The sequence below is a fragment of the Mesorhizobium sp. P3_A8 genome, from assembly GCF_056402995.1.
Window position 1 is genome coordinate 1 of record NZ_JBFUGI010000022.1, and the last position, 14,441, is coordinate 14,441.

The 14,441-nt window shown below is 65.6% G+C and carries 17 protein-coding genes and 1 pseudogene; 6 read left to right on the forward strand and 12 right to left on the reverse strand.

The features are described 5' to 3' along the window. The 5 genes and pseudogenes from AC1DX4_RS32845 to ada all read right to left on the reverse strand — a co-directional run. Window positions 1-186: pseudogene (locus tag AC1DX4_RS32845) on the reverse strand (IS5/IS1182 family transposase); the annotation flags it as partial. A 93-nt stretch (window positions 187-279) separates the two neighbouring features. Then, window positions 280-1,023 carry a 2OG-Fe(II) oxygenase gene (locus tag AC1DX4_RS32850; protein ID WP_477224278.1) on the reverse strand — a complete coding sequence of 248 codons (744 nt, stop codon included), beginning with the start codon at window positions 1,021-1,023 and terminating at the stop codon, window positions 280-282. Next, complete coding sequence (locus tag AC1DX4_RS32855) at window positions 1,020-1,574, reverse strand: methylated-DNA--[protein]-cysteine S-methyltransferase (RefSeq protein WP_477224279.1); 555 nt, start codon at window positions 1,572-1,574, stop codon at window positions 1,020-1,022. The genes AC1DX4_RS32850 and AC1DX4_RS32855 overlap by 4 nt, the downstream gene beginning before the upstream one ends. Window positions 1,575-1,899: 325 nt before the next feature. Continuing rightward, a complete protein-coding gene (locus AC1DX4_RS32860; RefSeq protein WP_477224280.1) occupies window positions 1,900-2,130 on the reverse strand; it encodes a hypothetical protein in 231 nt (76 codons plus the stop codon). Window positions 2,131-2,142: 12 nt separating this feature from the next. Next, window positions 2,143-3,270, reverse strand: a complete 1,128-nt coding sequence (gene ada / locus AC1DX4_RS32865) for a bifunctional DNA-binding transcriptional regulator/O6-methylguanine-DNA methyltransferase Ada (protein WP_477224369.1) — start codon at window positions 3,268-3,270, stop codon at window positions 2,143-2,145. 118 nt (window positions 3,271-3,388) lie between these two features. Here ada and AC1DX4_RS32870 point away from each other — a divergent pair, with 118 nt between their 5' ends. Next, the gene (locus tag AC1DX4_RS32870) at window positions 3,389-3,610 is read left to right on the forward strand and encodes a helix-turn-helix domain-containing protein (protein WP_477224281.1); all 222 of its coding nucleotides are present in this window, start codon (window positions 3,389-3,391) and stop codon (window positions 3,608-3,610) included. A gap of 57 nt (window positions 3,611-3,667) precedes the next feature. Here AC1DX4_RS32870 and AC1DX4_RS32875 read toward each other — a convergent pair whose 3' ends face one another. Continuing rightward, window positions 3,668-4,360 carry a winged helix-turn-helix transcriptional regulator gene (locus AC1DX4_RS32875; protein ID WP_027046422.1) on the reverse strand — a complete coding sequence of 231 codons (693 nt, stop codon included), beginning with the start codon at window positions 4,358-4,360 and terminating at the stop codon, window positions 3,668-3,670. A 176-nt stretch (window positions 4,361-4,536) separates the two neighbouring features. On the opposite strand from AC1DX4_RS32875, the gene AC1DX4_RS32880 reads away from it, so the two are divergent. Beyond that, window positions 4,537-4,863, forward strand: a complete 327-nt coding sequence (locus AC1DX4_RS32880; protein ID WP_477224282.1) for a DUF1330 domain-containing protein — start codon at window positions 4,537-4,539, stop codon at window positions 4,861-4,863. Window positions 4,864-4,984: 121 nt separating this feature from the next. Further along, complete coding sequence (locus tag AC1DX4_RS32885; RefSeq protein ID WP_477224283.1) at window positions 4,985-5,521, forward strand: hypothetical protein; 537 nt, start codon at window positions 4,985-4,987, stop codon at window positions 5,519-5,521. Window positions 5,522-5,583: 62 nt separating this feature from the next. Here AC1DX4_RS32885 and AC1DX4_RS32890 read toward each other — a convergent pair whose 3' ends face one another. Further along, window positions 5,584-6,033: an ester cyclase gene (locus AC1DX4_RS32890; RefSeq protein ID WP_477224284.1), complete on the reverse strand. Its 450-nt coding sequence runs from the start codon at window positions 6,031-6,033 to the stop codon at window positions 5,584-5,586. A 264-nt stretch (window positions 6,034-6,297) separates the two neighbouring features. Between AC1DX4_RS32890 and AC1DX4_RS32895 the strand changes: the two genes are divergently transcribed. Next, window positions 6,298-8,403 (forward strand): EAL domain-containing protein, encoded by a 2,106-nt coding sequence (locus AC1DX4_RS32895; RefSeq protein ID WP_477224285.1) that lies wholly within the window; start codon window positions 6,298-6,300, stop codon window positions 8,401-8,403. Here AC1DX4_RS32895 and AC1DX4_RS32900 read toward each other — a convergent pair whose 3' ends face one another. Further along, window positions 8,404-8,598, reverse strand: coding sequence for a hypothetical protein (locus AC1DX4_RS32900; RefSeq protein WP_477224286.1), 195 nt, complete (start codon window positions 8,596-8,598; stop codon window positions 8,404-8,406). 188 nt (window positions 8,599-8,786) lie between these two features. On the opposite strand from AC1DX4_RS32900, the gene AC1DX4_RS32905 reads away from it, so the two are divergent. Beyond that, complete coding sequence (locus tag AC1DX4_RS32905; protein ID WP_477224287.1) at window positions 8,787-9,506, forward strand: 3-keto-5-aminohexanoate cleavage protein; 720 nt, start codon at window positions 8,787-8,789, stop codon at window positions 9,504-9,506. Here AC1DX4_RS32905 and AC1DX4_RS32910 read toward each other — a convergent pair. Together AC1DX4_RS32910 and AC1DX4_RS32915 are read right to left on the reverse strand one after the other, a co-directional pair. Further along, window positions 9,484-11,031 carry an AMP-binding protein gene (locus AC1DX4_RS32910; protein ID WP_477224288.1) on the reverse strand — a complete coding sequence of 516 codons (1,548 nt, stop codon included), beginning with the start codon at window positions 11,029-11,031 and terminating at the stop codon, window positions 9,484-9,486. The genes AC1DX4_RS32905 and AC1DX4_RS32910 overlap by 23 nt on opposite strands. Window positions 11,032-11,063: 32 nt before the next feature. Next, a complete protein-coding gene (locus AC1DX4_RS32915; RefSeq protein WP_477224289.1) occupies window positions 11,064-11,879 on the reverse strand; it encodes a p-hydroxycinnamoyl CoA hydratase/lyase in 816 nt (271 codons plus the stop codon). A gap of 101 nt (window positions 11,880-11,980) precedes the next feature. Between AC1DX4_RS32915 and AC1DX4_RS32920 the strand changes: the two genes are divergently transcribed. Continuing rightward, window positions 11,981-12,478 carry a MarR family winged helix-turn-helix transcriptional regulator gene (locus AC1DX4_RS32920; protein WP_477224290.1) on the forward strand — a complete coding sequence of 166 codons (498 nt, stop codon included), beginning with the start codon at window positions 11,981-11,983 and terminating at the stop codon, window positions 12,476-12,478. Between the two features lie 7 nt (window positions 12,479-12,485). Here AC1DX4_RS32920 and AC1DX4_RS32925 read toward each other — a convergent pair whose 3' ends face one another. Next, a complete protein-coding gene (locus AC1DX4_RS32925; RefSeq protein WP_477224291.1) occupies window positions 12,486-13,169 on the reverse strand; it encodes a YoaK family protein in 684 nt (227 codons plus the stop codon). Window positions 13,170-13,291: 122 nt separating this feature from the next. Next, window positions 13,292-14,422: an NAD(P)/FAD-dependent oxidoreductase gene (locus tag AC1DX4_RS32930; protein ID WP_477224292.1), complete on the reverse strand. Its 1,131-nt coding sequence runs from the start codon at window positions 14,420-14,422 to the stop codon at window positions 13,292-13,294. Between the last annotated feature and the right edge of the window lie 19 nt (window positions 14,423-14,441).

The following is a 14,441-nucleotide window of genomic DNA, read 5'->3' on the forward strand; positions in this document are numbered from 1 at the left end:
GAACAGGACCAACGGTGGCCAGGCAGCCCGACCCGGTCCACCATCGCGCAGCGGGTTGAGTAGCTTCTCGAAGCGGTCCCACTTCACCAGACCTGACAATCGATCGAGTGGCGAAGAACCGCCTGCCAACTTGCCGCCCAGAAAGGCTTCCGCCAAGCTCAACTGACCCGTCTGCTTCACTGCCATCGTGATTCCCTCCGAGCGTCAATCTCAGAGAATCACAACCACCGAATTACGCAACAGTCCCCCAGGGGGAGAAGGGAAGGCGCCCCGTCACGCTCACTTCGCATCATGAAAAATGATGCCGACCGTGTGGCGCATGCCTGAGCGCAGGCGGCTGACGCCGTGGCGCAAATTGACGCGGTAGTTGCCCTTGGTTCCCTGTACCGGCCGGTTGTGGACGGCGAAGGCCACGGCGTCGCCCTGGCGCAGCGGCACCACTTCCACCCGGCTCTGCGTGCGCGGGCGCTGCTCGGTCAGGGCGAATTCGCCGCCGGTGAAATCCTCGCCCGGTTCCGAGAGCAGGACCGCCACCTGCAATGGGAAGGCGAGGTCGCCATAAAGGTCCTGGTGCAGGCAGTTGAAGTCGCCGGGCACATATTGCAGCAAAAGCGGCGTCGGCCTGACCTGGCCGGCGCCATGGCACTGGTCGAGGAATTCGGCATGCGTCGCGGGATAGCGCAAGGCGATCGCCATACGCTCGTTCCACCGGTTGGCGACCTCGGCCAGTCTGGGATAAAGCGCGCTGCGCAAGCCGCCGATGAGGTCGGGCAAGGGATAGCGGAAATAGCGGTATTCGCCCTTGCCGAAACCATGCCTGGCCATGTGGATATGACTGCGAAAATGCTGTTCCTCGGGGTAGAGGCCGGCGATCTGCCGGCACTCCTGCGGTGAGAGCAGCTTTTCCATCACCGCACAGCCGAAACCGTCGAGTTCGGTGGTCAGCGCCGGCCAGTCGTAAGCGGCGATGCGTGTCTCGGCGGCTTCCACCACGGATGCGGCAACCCTGGCATGGGCGTTCATATGGTGGCCTCCCGGTTCAGCAAGGCGCGCTTGCGTTCGACGCCCCAGCGATAGCCTGACAGCGTGCCGTCGGCGCGGACCACGCGGTGGCAGGGGATGCCGAGCGCGATGGCGTTGGCGGCACAGGCGGTCGCCACGGCGCGGGCGCCGTTCGGTTGGCCAAGCCGCCGGGCAAGCGCGGTGTAGGTGATGGTGGCGCCGCACGGGATGGCGCGCAGTGCGTCCCACACACGCTGCTGGAACGGCGTGCCGTGGCGCATGTCGAGCGGCAGGTCGAGGCCGGCGCGGGGCATTTCGATGAAGCGCGCGATTGCGGCGAGATCGTCGCGGAGCGCGTTTTTATCCTCGACCAGCACCCTGCCGGGGAAACGGTCAGCGAGGTCCTGCTCCAGCGTGTCGGCGTCGGAGCCGATCAGGATGGCGCAGATGCCGATCCGGCTGCGCGCCGCCAAGATGTTGCCGATCGCGGATTGGCTGATGGCATAGGTGATGGTGTCGAGGCTGGCAGCCTTGGGTGCTGTCGCCTGCATGTGGGTTTGCATGAGGTTCATTGCCTTCACTCCTTCTGTGCCTAAACCCTAGCGAGGTACCGGTTGGCGCTCACTCCGGTGCTTGCTTTCAAATTCAAATCTTGGCGCCCGAGGATGAAGGACGCCAAGGTAAGCACTCTACGGCGCCCCCCTCTGTCCTGCCGGACATCTCCCCCACAAGGGGGGAGATCGGCAGCTTTTGCGTCGGCTCTCCTCCTGCAACGTCGAAGATTGGCGAAGGCCGTGACTACATCCGATCTCCCCCCTCGTGGGGGAGATGTCCGGCAGGACAGAGGGGGGCGCCGTAGAGCGCTGATTTAGATCATTGGCACTTCGCCCGAGGATGTCAGGCAACACGCGTGACGGTGACATCGCCGAGTAGAAAAACCTCGCCTGACAACAGCCGCAACTCAACCTCGCCCGTCGCGGTGCGGCTCCATTCGGCCTTGCCATCATCGACCAGTTCGCCGATGGCGGCCAGGACCTCTGACTTCGCATCTTCGGCGCGACTGACGGCAACACCGTTGGCGATCTCGATATTCGCACCGGCGGTGGAAGACCTTGCCATCGTGCGCATCGCCGGCCCTCGTCAGGTCCGCAAAGACCGGGCCGCCCTGTCGGCGGCCTTCGCCGCTCCGCCGGCCTCGCGGTCAAACAGCGCGCGCTTGCGCTCGGCGCCCCAGGCGTAGCCCGACAGGGCGCCATCCTTCCTGATCACGCGGTGGCAAGGGATGGCGACCGCATGGGCGTTGGCGGCGCAGGCGGCAGCGATGGCGCGGGTGGCCTTCGGCGCGCCGATGCGCTCGGCGATCCCGGCATAGGAAACCGTGCTGCCGACCGGAATATCCTGCAAGGCCTGCCAGACGCGTTGCTGGAAAGCGGTGCCGCGCACGTCGAGCGGCAGGTCGAGACCAAGCTGTGGAGCCTCGACGAAGCCGACGACGCGGGCGACCAGCGCTTCGTAATCGCTGTCGCCACCGATCAGCCGTGCCTTGGGGAAACGGTCCTGCAGGTCGCGCACCAGCGCGTCCGGATCGTCGCCGAGCAGGATCGAGGCGACGCCCTTTTGGCTCGACGCAACCAGAATGGTGCCGAGCGAGGATTCGCCGACGGCGAAGCGTATGTCCTCGTTGGCGCCGCCGGCGCGGTAGCGCGTCGGCGTCATGCCGAGCATGCCGGTGGATTTCTCATAAAAACGCCCGCTCGAACTGAAGCCGGCATCGTAGATCGCCGTGGTGGCACTGGTGCCGTCTTCCAGACCCTGGCGGACCCGGGCGGCGCGGTGCGCGGCGGCATAGTCCTTCGGCGTCAGCCCTGTGATCGCCTTGAAGACGCGGTGGAAATGGCCGGCGCTGCGGCCGGCGGCATCAGCCAGTTCAGCGAGCGAGGGTTCCGCCTCGCTCTGCTCGATCCTGCGACAGGCATCGGCGACCATCGTCGCATTGCCGGCGTCGAGCGAAGGGCCATCCGGATTGCAGCGCCGGCAGGCGCGAAAACCGGTCGCCTTCGCCTGAGCCAGCGTGTCGTGCAGTTGCACATTCCCGGGGTTGGCGCGCCGCGACGGACAGGAGGGCCGGCAATAGACGCCGGTCGTCGCCACCGAATACCAGAATTCGCCGTTCGCCGATTTGTCGCGCGCGACGATGCGCGCCCAACGCGGGTCGTCGGTGACCGGCAACGGCATGGATTTCAGGTCTTTGGCGAGAGTGATGAACATGGCCGCATTGAAGCCGCCGGAAGCCGGCTCCGCCACCCGTTTCCTGACAACTGTCAGCTGCAAGCCTGTTCGTCGGGACACACAAAGAGTATGAGAGGATCGATCCGGAGAAGGTGTGATGGAAAACATTCGACCCATTAAGACCGAAGCCGATCACGATTGGGCGATCGCCAGGATCGCCGGATATTTCGAGAATGAGCCGGAGGTCGGCTCTCCCGAAGGTGATCGCTTCGACGTTCTCGCGACTCTGATCGAGGCTTATGAGGACAAGCACTACCCGATTGAAGCACCCGATCCCGTCGACCGGTCGCATCCAATCGGATTCAAAGACGCGCTGTAAGCCATTGTTTTCGTGACATGCCACCCAAAGGCGATAAGTGTTTGGCTCTCAGCTCTGCTACGCCGCGCGTTTGGGCTCCACCGCGAACGGGCTGAGCCCAAGCCAGGTCTGCATCTTCTTGCCGATGGCCTGGTCGCCGGTCAGGGCGACCTTCGCGCCGGCCTTCTCGACGGTGAGCAATCCCATCCAGATCGCCGTCATCGTGTGCAGGTCGGTCGAGACGTAGAGGTCGACATCGAAGCCCGGATCGTACCAGCACAGGTCGACCTCGCCATGCTTCTCGACGATCAGCCACCAGGAGCGTTTGGATGCCGGGAGATCCTGATACAGGAATTGTATCACCGTGCGTCCCTCGGGCAGCGGCGAGGGGTTCAGATTGCGCCGCATGTCCCACATCAGCAGCGACGGATCGAGGTTTTTGAGCGACAGCCGGGACTCGACCCATTTCTGCCCCCAGAAACCCATCGCCTCGACGACGGGGCGCAAATCGCGGCCGGCCTCGGTCAGCCGGTAGTCGAAGATCCCCTTCTCGCCCGGGATCTCCTTGCGCTCGACGATCCCTGCCAGCTCGAGCTCCTTCAGCCGTTGCGACAGAAGGGTTGGCGACATCTTTGGCACGCCCCGGCGCAAATCGTTGAAGCGGGTCGAACCCGCCACCAATTCGCGCATCAGCACCATCGTCCAGCGAGTGCACAGCACCTCGGCGGCCATCGATAGCGGGCAGAACTGCTTGTATCCGTGCTGGGTCATGATTGGTGTCCCTCCCTCGAAGCTGGGCGAACATTAGCCCTTCGTGATTGAAGCGGCGAGTACAGAAACTGTACCGGCCCAGTACAGATCGCGGACTGGTTGGCAGAGGCCGTGCCATGCGAGCCCTTTGGACGGTTGCACTGGATACCCCTGTGCGCCGCAACCAGGAGACGACCATGACTGCTTACGTTATCGCCGACATCAAGATGAAGGACCCGAATTGGGTGCCGGAATACGCGGCCTCGGTGCACGACATCGTCCACAAGCATGGCGGCAAATATCTGTCGCGCAGCGGCAATGTGAAGACGCTTGAAGGCAAGCCGCTCGACACCACGCTGATCGCCTTGATGGCGTTCCCGTCGGAAGCGGCGGCGCGCGCCTTCACCAACGATCCGGCCTACGCGCCTTTCGTTTCGGCGCGTCAGGGTGGCAGCGACAGCCGCTTCCAGCTGATCGACGACACCGATCTGGCCGGGACGATCCCGTATCTGCCGAAGGGATGATCCTTCCCGGCAGTCGTCACATCGATTTCGGGATCGACAAGCAACAACAGTCACGGCGCTTGCCTGCCGGGCCTCCGTATTTTCGGCGGCCGGCCCGCTGTGCTTTTTCAAGAAGAATGGAATGGATATGAAATCAAACCTTCGCAACAGGCTCGTCATGGCGGGGGCCACGCTGGCCGTCTGCACCGGCTTCGCATGGGCGCATCAGCAAGCGGCTGAAGCTGTATCCGGCCCCAACCCGCTGGCCGACAAGGTACGGGCCGCCAACAGCCGGTTCCTTGATGTCAAGGCGGCGACGGCCGAGGGCTATGCGCCCATTCCCTGCGCCAGCGGCATCACCGGCGGCGCCATGGGCATCCACTACGTCAATGGCCAGTATCTCAGGGATGACAAGATCGACATCGCCCGGCCTGAAGCCGTGATGTACGAGCCGATGGCCGACGGCCGGCTTAAGTTGGTGGCGGTCGAATACATCACCTCGAAGGGCCCGGCGTCGCTCGACGGACAGCTGTTCAACTTCAACAGCGCGCCCAACCGCTATGGCCTGGGCGAGTTCTACGAACTGCATGTCTGGGCCTGGAAGGGCAACCCGACCGGCACCTTCGCCGACATGAACCCGAAAGTGTCGTGCGAACACGCGATCGCGCCGAGCCAGTAGGGAATGAGGCCAGGCGGCATTGATGCCGCCTGGCCCGAAAACGATCGCTCCGCTTGACTGCCTCAGGCGGCCTTGATCAGGCCGAGCTGGGTCAGCGCCGCGACGCCGTCGTCGAGGCCGATCTCCTCGACGATCCGGCCGTCGATCACCTTCAGCACGGTGGTGCCGGTGAAGCGCATGGCGCGGCCGGTGGCGGCGGGCAGCGAGCCTGCGAGGAAATCGCCGAAGGCCGGGCCGGTATGCGTGCCGCCGCCCTCCCACTGGCCGACGACATAGTCGCCCTCGGCGATGAGGTCGGCGGTGGCCCAGAAGTTGAGATCCGGGAAGGCGGCGCGGAAATCGGTCATGAAGGCCTTGATGTCGTCGCGGCCCCGGCGCGGCTCGTGCAGGGAATATCTGAGCAGCATGTCGGGTGCTGCGATGTCGTCGACGACAGACAGATCGCAGGTTTCACCCCAGAAGTCGGTGAACCATCTGACGACGACGGCCTTGTTGTCTTCTTGTTTGGTCATTGGGAGGGTCCTCTTGTTTCGCAGGGTCATCGGCGCGCCGATGACGCCGATGACCTGGGGATCATCGGCGGTTGCCGATGACCTGGGCCAGCAATAGGACGATTGGCTGCGCGCAAAACTCCGGTTCTTGCCGGCCAATCGAAAGACGCTCACCAAGAGACGGCTGTTCGGCGAAGCACGACGTGCCTTCTTGGCATCAAGTAACGCTTTCTTCTCTGGTTTTGCTGCAGATTGCCGCTTGGCGGGGATGAGCGAAAACAGAAGATGGCGCGTCAGGACGAGAAAAGTCGCAATGGAGAGTTTTGGGCGCTGGCGCTCGAACGCGCTCATCTTGGCGTCTGGGACTGGGATATTGCAAACGGCAGCTGCTTCTATTCGCCGACCTGGTGGCGCATGCTCGGCTATGAGGAGGGCGAGCTTGCCGACACGGCTGACCTCTGGCTGCAACTGACGCATCCGGACGACCGCGAGCGGGCACTGGCCAGCGGTGACGCCCATATTACCGGTCAGACCGAGGCCATCGAGACCGAACTCCGGCTGAAGCACAAGCTGGGCCATTGGGTGTGGGTGCTCGATCGCGGCGGCATCGTCGAGCGCGGCGCGGACGGACGGCCGCTGCGGCTGATGGGCGTGCAGACCGACATTTCGAAGCAGAAGGCGGCCGAGGCGGAGCTCGAGCAGGTCAATGTGCGCTTCCGGCTGGCGCTCGCCGCCAGCGGTACCGGTATCTGGCACCACGACATCGCCACCAGCAAGAGCTATTGGGACGCCCGCACCAGGGACATATTCGGCCTCGTCGCCGACACCGACGAGGTGACGGCCGACCTCTGGCATACTTTCCTTCACCCAGACGACAAGGAAGCCACCGAGCGCGCGCACCAGCCGGCACCCGGCTCGGACGGAGTCACCGCCTCGCAGTACCGCATCGTCAAGCGCAACGGCGATGTCCGCCATGTCGAATCACTGGTACGCTTTATTGCCGCTGCGGGTGCTGCCGGCCAGGTCCTTGGCACCGTGCGCGACATCACCGAGGACAAGCTGCGCGAGCAGGAGCTTGCCTATGCGGCCCGTCACGATGCGCTGACCGGGCTGTGGAACCGCTCCGCCTTCGACCGGCTGCTTACCGACCATATCGCGGCGGGTGTGCCGCTTGCGGTGTTCTACGTCGATCTCGACTACTTCAAAGCGCTCAACGACTTTGCCGGCCACGCCGCCGGCGACCTGGCACTGAAGAGTGTTGCCGCAGGCATTCGCGCCTGCCTGCCGCCATCGGCGCATGCGGCGCGGCTGGGCGGCGACGAATTCGCGCTGCTGGTGCCGCATTGTGACGCGTCGCAGGCCGAGCGGATTGCCACAGCCGTGCTTGGCGCGGTGCGCGAGGCCGATCTCGGCCCAGCCACGTCATCGCGCAAGCTGGCGGCGTCGATCGGCATCGCCTTCATCGACGACGCCAACACCACGGTGGCCGATGCGCTGGCCTGCGCCGACGATGCCTGCTACGCGGCCAAGGCTGCTGGGCGCAACCGTTTCGCGGTGTTTTCCGCGACGGTGGAATCGGGGTCGGGTGGGCTTAACGCCGCCCGCATTGCCGCTGACACGGTCGACGCCATGGAGGACGGGCGGCTAAAACTGTTCGGCCAGGAAATCCATCTGCTGGGCAAGCCCTGGCAAGAGAGCCGGCATGTCGAAGTGCTGGCCAGGCTTTCGGCGCGCAACGGCCGGCTGGTGCCGCCCGGCGAATTCATTCCGGTGGCCGAGCGGTTCGGCATCGCCGCCAGGCTCGATCGCTGGATCATCCGCACCGCGCTGTCGCGGCATGGTGCGGCGTTGCGCTTGGGCGCGCTGACGCTCGGCTTCAACCTGTCGGCGCAGACGCTGAGCGATCCCGGGCTGTGGGACTTCGTCGACAGCATCATCGAGCAAACCGGGGCGCCGCATTCCGGCATCGGCTTCGAGATCACCGAAACCGCCGCCGTCACCAATTTCGACGCCGCCGAGGCGTTCGTGCGCAAGGCACGCGAGCGACGCTGCAAGGTCAGCCTCGACGATTTCGGCGCCGGCATGAGCTCGTTCGAATATCTCAGGCGCTTCCCGGTCGATGCCATCAAGATCGACGGTTCCTTCATCGAGCACATCGCCGAGAGCCGCTTCGACCGCGAAATCGTCTCGGCCATATCGGGCATTGCCCGCAGCGTCGGCTGCGCCGTCGTGGCCGAGAAGATCGAAGAACCGGAGACGCTCGGCATCCTGCAGGCGATGGGCGTCGATTTCGGCCAGGGTTTTCTGTTGCACCGGCCGGAACCGCTGGAGCAGATCGTGGCGCGTGCAACCGGGCCGGCACACCGGGCACCGGCCCGCAAGGCATCCTGATCAGCTGGATTGCCGCATCGTCGCTTGCGGAAATTCCACCACTCCAGCCTCGGGCCGCCTGTGCTGTGCTTCCGCCACCGTCTCGATCAAGAGGTCGAGGGCCTCGCATGTCAGGCGGCTCGTCTCGTCATTGCCGCGCAGATAGTGGTAGGCGCGTTCGAGATGGATGCGGGCGGCTGAAAAATCGCTGGTCAATGGTCCCTCCATGATCCCGCCCTAATGTATCTTGGCCGGCCCGGCGGAACGCGGGGTAAATATCCACAGGGGCGTTTTATTCAAATGCCGTTGGATCCTGGCCGCGCTGTCAGGAGTGACACCGCCCAACTCTTTGCCCTGCCTTGCCGCGCGGCTAGACTGCCACCTCCTTGTCCGAGGTGATACTCATGATCGTCCAGGCCTGCATCAACGGCGCGCGTCCGCGCGATTTCCATCCAAAGCTGCCGCTGACGGCGCAGGCCATGGCCAGCGATGCCGCCGCTTGCGTTGCCGCCGGTGCCGCCGAACTGCACATCCATCCGCGCGGTGCCGACGGGCGCGAAAGCCTGGCCGCCGTCGACGCGACGGTGCTTGCCGTGCGCAACGCCTGCCCGGGCACATTTGTCGGCGTGTCGACCGGCGCCTGGATCGAGAACGATGTTTCGCGCACCCGCACAGCGATCGCCGCCTGGTGCGAGCTGCCCGATTATGCCTCGGTCAACCTGTCGGAGGCCGACGCGCCCGCCGTGATGGAGCTGTTGCGCCAGCGCGGCGTCGGCATCGAGGCCGGGCTTGCCACGATTGCCGATGCCGAGCGCTTCGTGGCGCTTGCCGACCACGGCCGGGTGCTGCGCATCCTGATCGAGATCGACATCCAGGATCTTGCCGCCGCACTCGACGAGGCGCATGGCATTGCCGCCGTGCTGGAGCGCGCCGAAGTGCGGCGGCCGATCCTGCTGCATGGCGTCGACGCCAAGGTCTGGCCCTTCGTGGAGCTGGCGCAGCAAAAGCGCTGGTCGACGCGCGTCGGCCTGGAAGACGGCAGGACGCTGCCCGACGGAACGGTGGCGAAGGACAATGCGCAAATTGTTGCGGCAGTCGTTGCTATCTTCCGGTCGGCCGGCTGAATGCTCGGTCCTGCCCGCCGGCCGGTGCTGTCCATGTGCGAAGGATGTGTTTCTGGACCTTGCCGGAGGCGGTGCGCGGCAGCGCCTCGGTGAGCAGGAACTCCTTCGGCACCTTGTAGCGGGCGATGCGGGCGGTGCAATAGCTTGCCAGCGCGCCAGGGTCGACAACACGGCCTGGCTTCAGCACGACGAAGGCGCGGCCGACTTCGCCCCAGCGCGCGTCGGCAATGCCGATCACCGCTGCCTCGGCAATGTCTTGATGGGCGAGCAGTACCATCTCGATTTCGACGGGATAGACGTTCTCGCCGCCGGAGATGAACATGTCCTTGCGGCGGTCGACGATGGTGACGAAGCCTTCGTCGTCCCGCTGCCCGATGTCGCCGGTGCGCAACCAGCCATCGGCGGTGAAGGCGCTGGCCGTCTCTTCCGGCCGATTCCAGTAGCCTGGCGTGATCGAGGGGCCGGACAGCCAGATCTCGCCGGGTTCGCCAACGGCCACGTCGCGGCCGGAGTCGTCGACGATGCGCAGGCCGATGGTTGGTGCCGGCAGGCCGGACGAGCCGGCCTTGGCTGCGATCCGGTCGGCATCGACCGGCATGCAAAGCACGGTGCCGGCCTCGGTCATGCCGAAGCCGTCGGCCATGCGCACGCCTTGCGCCAGCCACCAGTTGATGTCGGCGGCCGGATTGGGCGCGCCGCCGGTGAAGATGGCGGTGAGGGTGGTCCAGCGCGAAGGCGTACAATCCGGATGATCGCGCAGCATTTTGGCCATCTGCGGCACGCAGAAATAGTGGGTGACACCCAGCGCGGGATCGGCGAGGCGACGGTTGGTGGCGCGTGCGTCGAAGCCGGGCGAGATCAGCACCGTGCCGCCCTGCAGCAGCGGCGGCCGCAGATTGGTGACGAGGCCGATCACATGGAACATCGGCGTATCGCAGAGGAAGACACTGGCATTGCCGACGCGAGCCAGCACGCCGAAATTGACCGCGGTGGCCAAGGCGTTGCGCTCGGTGACGATGACGCCCTTCGGCCGGCCCGACGTGCCTGAGGTGTAGAGGATGATCGATGGTGCATCGCTGGCGGGCAAGGGACGGCGCGGCGCCGGGACCTGCGCCTCGACCGCCGCGGCGAAGGCTGCGACTTCGATCGATATGCAGCCTTTGGGCAGCGCCGCCTCAAGGGCTGCGTCATGCAGCAGCAGCACCGGGTCGCAATCCTCGAGGATCGCCTGCTGTTCGGCGGCGGCGAGCCGCCAGTTGAACGGCACGAAGATGGCGCCGAGCCGCATGGCGGCCTGTTGCAGGATCAGCAGATCGGCGCTGTTGCGGGCAAGCGTGGCGATCCGCTGCCCCGGCTCGACGCCATGGCTGGTTTCGAGAACGCCGACGGCGCGCTGGATGGCCTCGTCGAAGGCGCGGTATGTCCAGCGCCGGCCGGATGCGAGGTCGACACAAGCGAGACGATCCGGCTGCGCGCTGGCATGCAGGGCCACGGGATCGGGCGTCGTCCAGGCCGGCATTCGCATCTCCTCCCAGATTGCGTCGGTAGTCTATGGCGTTATCTGGCCTTGTCGTAGGCGCCGAGACCGGGCTTGTAGCTCTTTTCGTCGATGAACTGGCGGATGCCTTCCTTGCGGCCCGAATTGTCGTGGAAGTTCGCCGCCTCTTGGGCACGGACGAGATAGTCCTCGGCATTGTCGTAGGTCATCTCGGCGACGCGGCGGATGGCATCCTTCGTCGCCTTCAGCGCGATCGGGTTCTTCTTCAACAAGGTATTGGCAACCTCGGTGACGCGCGCCTTCAGGTCGGCCAGCGGCAGGCTTTCATTGACCAGCTTCCAGGCGGCGGCCTTTTTGCCGTCGATGAGCTCGCCGGTCAGCGCGTGGTACATGGCATCGCGCATCGACAGGAGGTCGACCACCACCTTGGTGGCGCCGCCGCCGGGCAGGATGCCCCAGTTGATCTCGGACAGCGCGAACTGCGCCTCGTCGGCGGCGAAGGCGAGGTCGCAAGCAAAGAGCGGGCCATAGCCGCCGCCAAAGCACCAGCCATTGACCATGGCGATGGTCGGCTTGCCGTACCAGCGCAGCCGCCGCCACCAGCCATAGGCTTCCGCCTGCGCCTTGCGGATGGCGCCAAGGCCTTTGGCCTCGGTCTCGCGGAAATATTCCTTGAGGTCCATACCGGCCGACCAGGCGCTGCCTTCGCCCGACAGCACCAGCACGCCGACATCGTCGCGGAACTCGAGCTCGTCGAGAACCTCCATCATGCGCCGGTTGAGCGCCGGGTTCATGCAGTTGCGCTTGTCCGGCCGGTTGAAGCGCACCCAGGCGATGCCGCTCTCGACATCGAAGGCAACGGTCTCGTCGGTCATGGTCGGTGTCCTCCCGTTTCGCTTCTGGCATTTGAGAATTGCTATGAAGGATAGCTATCTAGATTGCTATGTCGCATAGTCTTTTTCGCTTGACAAGAGGGGTGATCGCGGCGATCGGTTGCAGCATGGATGATACAGAGGTTCACGCCAGCAGCGGCGCGCCAGGCCTGAGGCCCGAGGACGCGCTCGACGCGCAGATCGGCTACAATCTGAGGCGTGCCTCGGCCTTCGCGCTCAACGATTTTGCGGTCGAGCTGGCTGATGCGGCGCTGCGCCCGGTGACCTACGGCATGCTGGCGCTGATCGATGAACGGCCTGGCATCCGCGCCGCCGAACTCTGCCGCCTTCTCGGCATGAAAAGCGCCAACATGGCGCCGCTGCTCGCCGAATTGGAAGAGCGCGGACTGGTCGAACGCGACGACCATGCGCAGGACAAGCGCGTGCGGATGCTCACCCTGACCCAGGCCGCAAGAGAAGCCATGCCTGGGTGGCGGCAACAGGTTCGCCGGCACGAGGACCGGTTCCTGCATCGGCTGACGAAGAAGGAGCGGGCGACGCTGCTGCGCATGCTGCGCCTGATCTGGACGGACGAAGACTGAGAGCTGTCTATTTCGCTTCCGCGTCCGGCGCGGAAAGCCGCAGCACGAGCGCGGCGAGCGCGATCACCGGCGGGACGATGAAGCACCAGACATTGGCGAAGGCATAGCCGAGTGCAGCTGCGGCGCAGCCGACGGCGAAGACGGCGACTGCCGCCGCCATGCGCCGCAAGCGGGCAATGAGCGCCGGGCGGGCCTCCGGTGCCGGGCCACCGATGAGATCGGCGAGGTCGATCATGATCTGGGTGGTGGTGCCAGTCATCAGCGTCGAGGGCGGGGCGGCCGCCAGATGGACCCGGTGGACGGCGTTCTGGATCGCCATTGCGGCGACCAGCACCATGCCGGTGACGATCGCGGCCGCGCTGTCGCCGCTGGCGAAAGGGCCGAAGCGGATTGCCAGTGCGGCGCCGACGACAAGCAGCGCCAGTTTGGTCGCCAGCAGGACCCCGAGCGCCTGGTGTCCGCGCCGGCGCAAGTGTTCGCCGGCCAGCCGGGTGAGGATGACGACGATGCAGAACACCGGCAGCGCCAGCAGCTTTGCCGCGACGCCCGAAATGCCTAGCACCAGCGAGGCGCCGAGCGTGACGAAATTCCCCGTCACATGCGCGGTGAACAGGCCCTGCAGCGCCAGGAAGCCGGCCGTGTCGACATAGCCGCCATTGAGGCTCAACAGCAGCGGCAGCGTGGGTTTCATGGCGGCATCTCGCGTCAGGGGATCAGACAGCGTCTCATATCCCGGCAAGGCGTTCCACCTCCGTTCGGGACCTTGCCGTCACGAGTGCGGCATAGGCGGCGCCGAGCGAAGGGGCTTGAACTTCATGGCGTCGCCGGGGCCAGGAAACGATCGGGCGCCAGTGCCGCTGCGGTGACGCCGAGGGCCGCGACATCCTCGGGCAAGGGCTCGCCGCGCATCAGCGCCGAACTCAGCCTGGCCAAGGTCAGCGACACCTGGAAACCGTAGCCGCCCTGGCCGCCGAGCCAGAAGAAGCCGGGCAGGCGCGGGTCGAAGCCGGCGACCGGCGTGCGGTCGGGCGCGAAAGTGCGCAGGCCCGCCCACGGCGTCGAGGGACGGCCGATGCGCATCGAGGTCGCCTGTTCGATGCGGTCGACGCCGATGGCGACGTCGAGGTCTTCCGGATACGCGTCGCAAGGCTCGGAATCCGTCTCGTCGGCGAGCGAGCCGATCAGCCTGCCGGCATCCGGCTTGAAGTAGAATTGTTCATGCAAATCGACCACCAGCGGCCAGCTGGCGATGTCAGTGCCTAGAGGCGGGTCGAACAGGAAAGCGGTGCGGCGTTTCGGCTGGAAGCCGAGGCCGGAGAGCCCGGCCATGCCGGCGACGACATCGACCCAGGCGCCGGCGGCGTTGACGACGATGTCGGCCGAGGAGACACCGGCGCTCGTTTCCACCCGCAGACCGCCGTCGTCTTGCGAAATGGCGCGGACTTCCTCACCGGTGCGGATCACGCCGCCGCTCGCCTTCAGCGCCGAGGCGCAGGCTGCCAGCATCTTGCCCGTGTCGATATCCACCGCGTCCGGCTCATAGACGCCGCCGCAGCTGGCCTCGGCTGCAATGACCGGGACCATCTCATGCAGCTCGGCTGCCGACAGGCGGCGCACGCTGGGCACCAGCGCCTGCAATTCGCCGGCCAGCCGGTCTATTGCCGCACCGTCACCGGCCCAGCCGACATGCAGCGCGCCGCGCCGATGGGCGACGAAGCCGCCCTCGACCACCGCTTGCCGGCTGGCCAGCGTCAGCGCGCGCACCAGCCGGTTGCCATAGGTCTCGGTGAACAGAGCGGCGGAGCGGCCGCTGGCGTGGTAGCCGAGATGCGGCTCGCGCTCGATGACGGTGACGGACGCCCAATCCCGCACGGCGGCGGCAAGCGACAGCCCGGCAATGCCGCCGCCGATGACGATGATTCTTTTGGAAGATTTCGACTGCATCCATCAGTCCTAAAAATGA

Coding starts and splice junctions, on each gene's coding strand:
- AC1DX4_RS32850 (WP_477224278.1), bottom strand. CDS start 1,023: ATGAACGCCCATGCCAGGGTTGCCGCATCCGTGGTGGAAGCCGCCGAG.
- AC1DX4_RS32855 (WP_477224279.1), bottom strand. CDS start 1,574: ATGAACCTCATGCAAACCCACATGCAGGCGACAGCACCCAAGGCTGCC.
- AC1DX4_RS32860 (WP_477224280.1), bottom strand. CDS start 2,130: ATGCGCACGATGGCAAGGTCTTCCACCGCCGGTGCGAATATCGAGATC.
- ada (WP_477224369.1), bottom strand. CDS start 3,270: ATGTTCATCACTCTCGCCAAAGACCTGAAATCCATGCCGTTGCCGGTC.
- AC1DX4_RS32870 (WP_477224281.1), top strand. CDS start 3,389: ATGGAAAACATTCGACCCATTAAGACCGAAGCCGATCACGATTGGGCG.
- AC1DX4_RS32875 (WP_027046422.1), bottom strand. CDS start 4,360: ATGACCCAGCACGGATACAAGCAGTTCTGCCCGCTATCGATGGCCGCC.
- AC1DX4_RS32880 (WP_477224282.1), top strand. CDS start 4,537: ATGACTGCTTACGTTATCGCCGACATCAAGATGAAGGACCCGAATTGG.
- AC1DX4_RS32885 (WP_477224283.1), top strand. CDS start 4,985: ATGGATATGAAATCAAACCTTCGCAACAGGCTCGTCATGGCGGGGGCC.
- AC1DX4_RS32890 (WP_477224284.1), bottom strand. CDS start 6,033: ATGACCAAACAAGAAGACAACAAGGCCGTCGTCGTCAGATGGTTCACC.
- AC1DX4_RS32895 (WP_477224285.1), top strand. CDS start 6,298: ATGGCGCGTCAGGACGAGAAAAGTCGCAATGGAGAGTTTTGGGCGCTG.
- AC1DX4_RS32905 (WP_477224287.1), top strand. CDS start 8,787: ATGATCGTCCAGGCCTGCATCAACGGCGCGCGTCCGCGCGATTTCCAT.
- AC1DX4_RS32910 (WP_477224288.1), bottom strand. CDS start 11,031: ATGCGAATGCCGGCCTGGACGACGCCCGATCCCGTGGCCCTGCATGCC.
- AC1DX4_RS32915 (WP_477224289.1), bottom strand. CDS start 11,879: ATGACCGACGAGACCGTTGCCTTCGATGTCGAGAGCGGCATCGCCTGG.
- AC1DX4_RS32925 (WP_477224291.1), bottom strand. CDS start 13,169: ATGAAACCCACGCTGCCGCTGCTGTTGAGCCTCAATGGCGGCTATGTC.
- AC1DX4_RS32930 (WP_477224292.1), bottom strand. CDS start 14,422: ATGCAGTCGAAATCTTCCAAAAGAATCATCGTCATCGGCGGCGGCATT.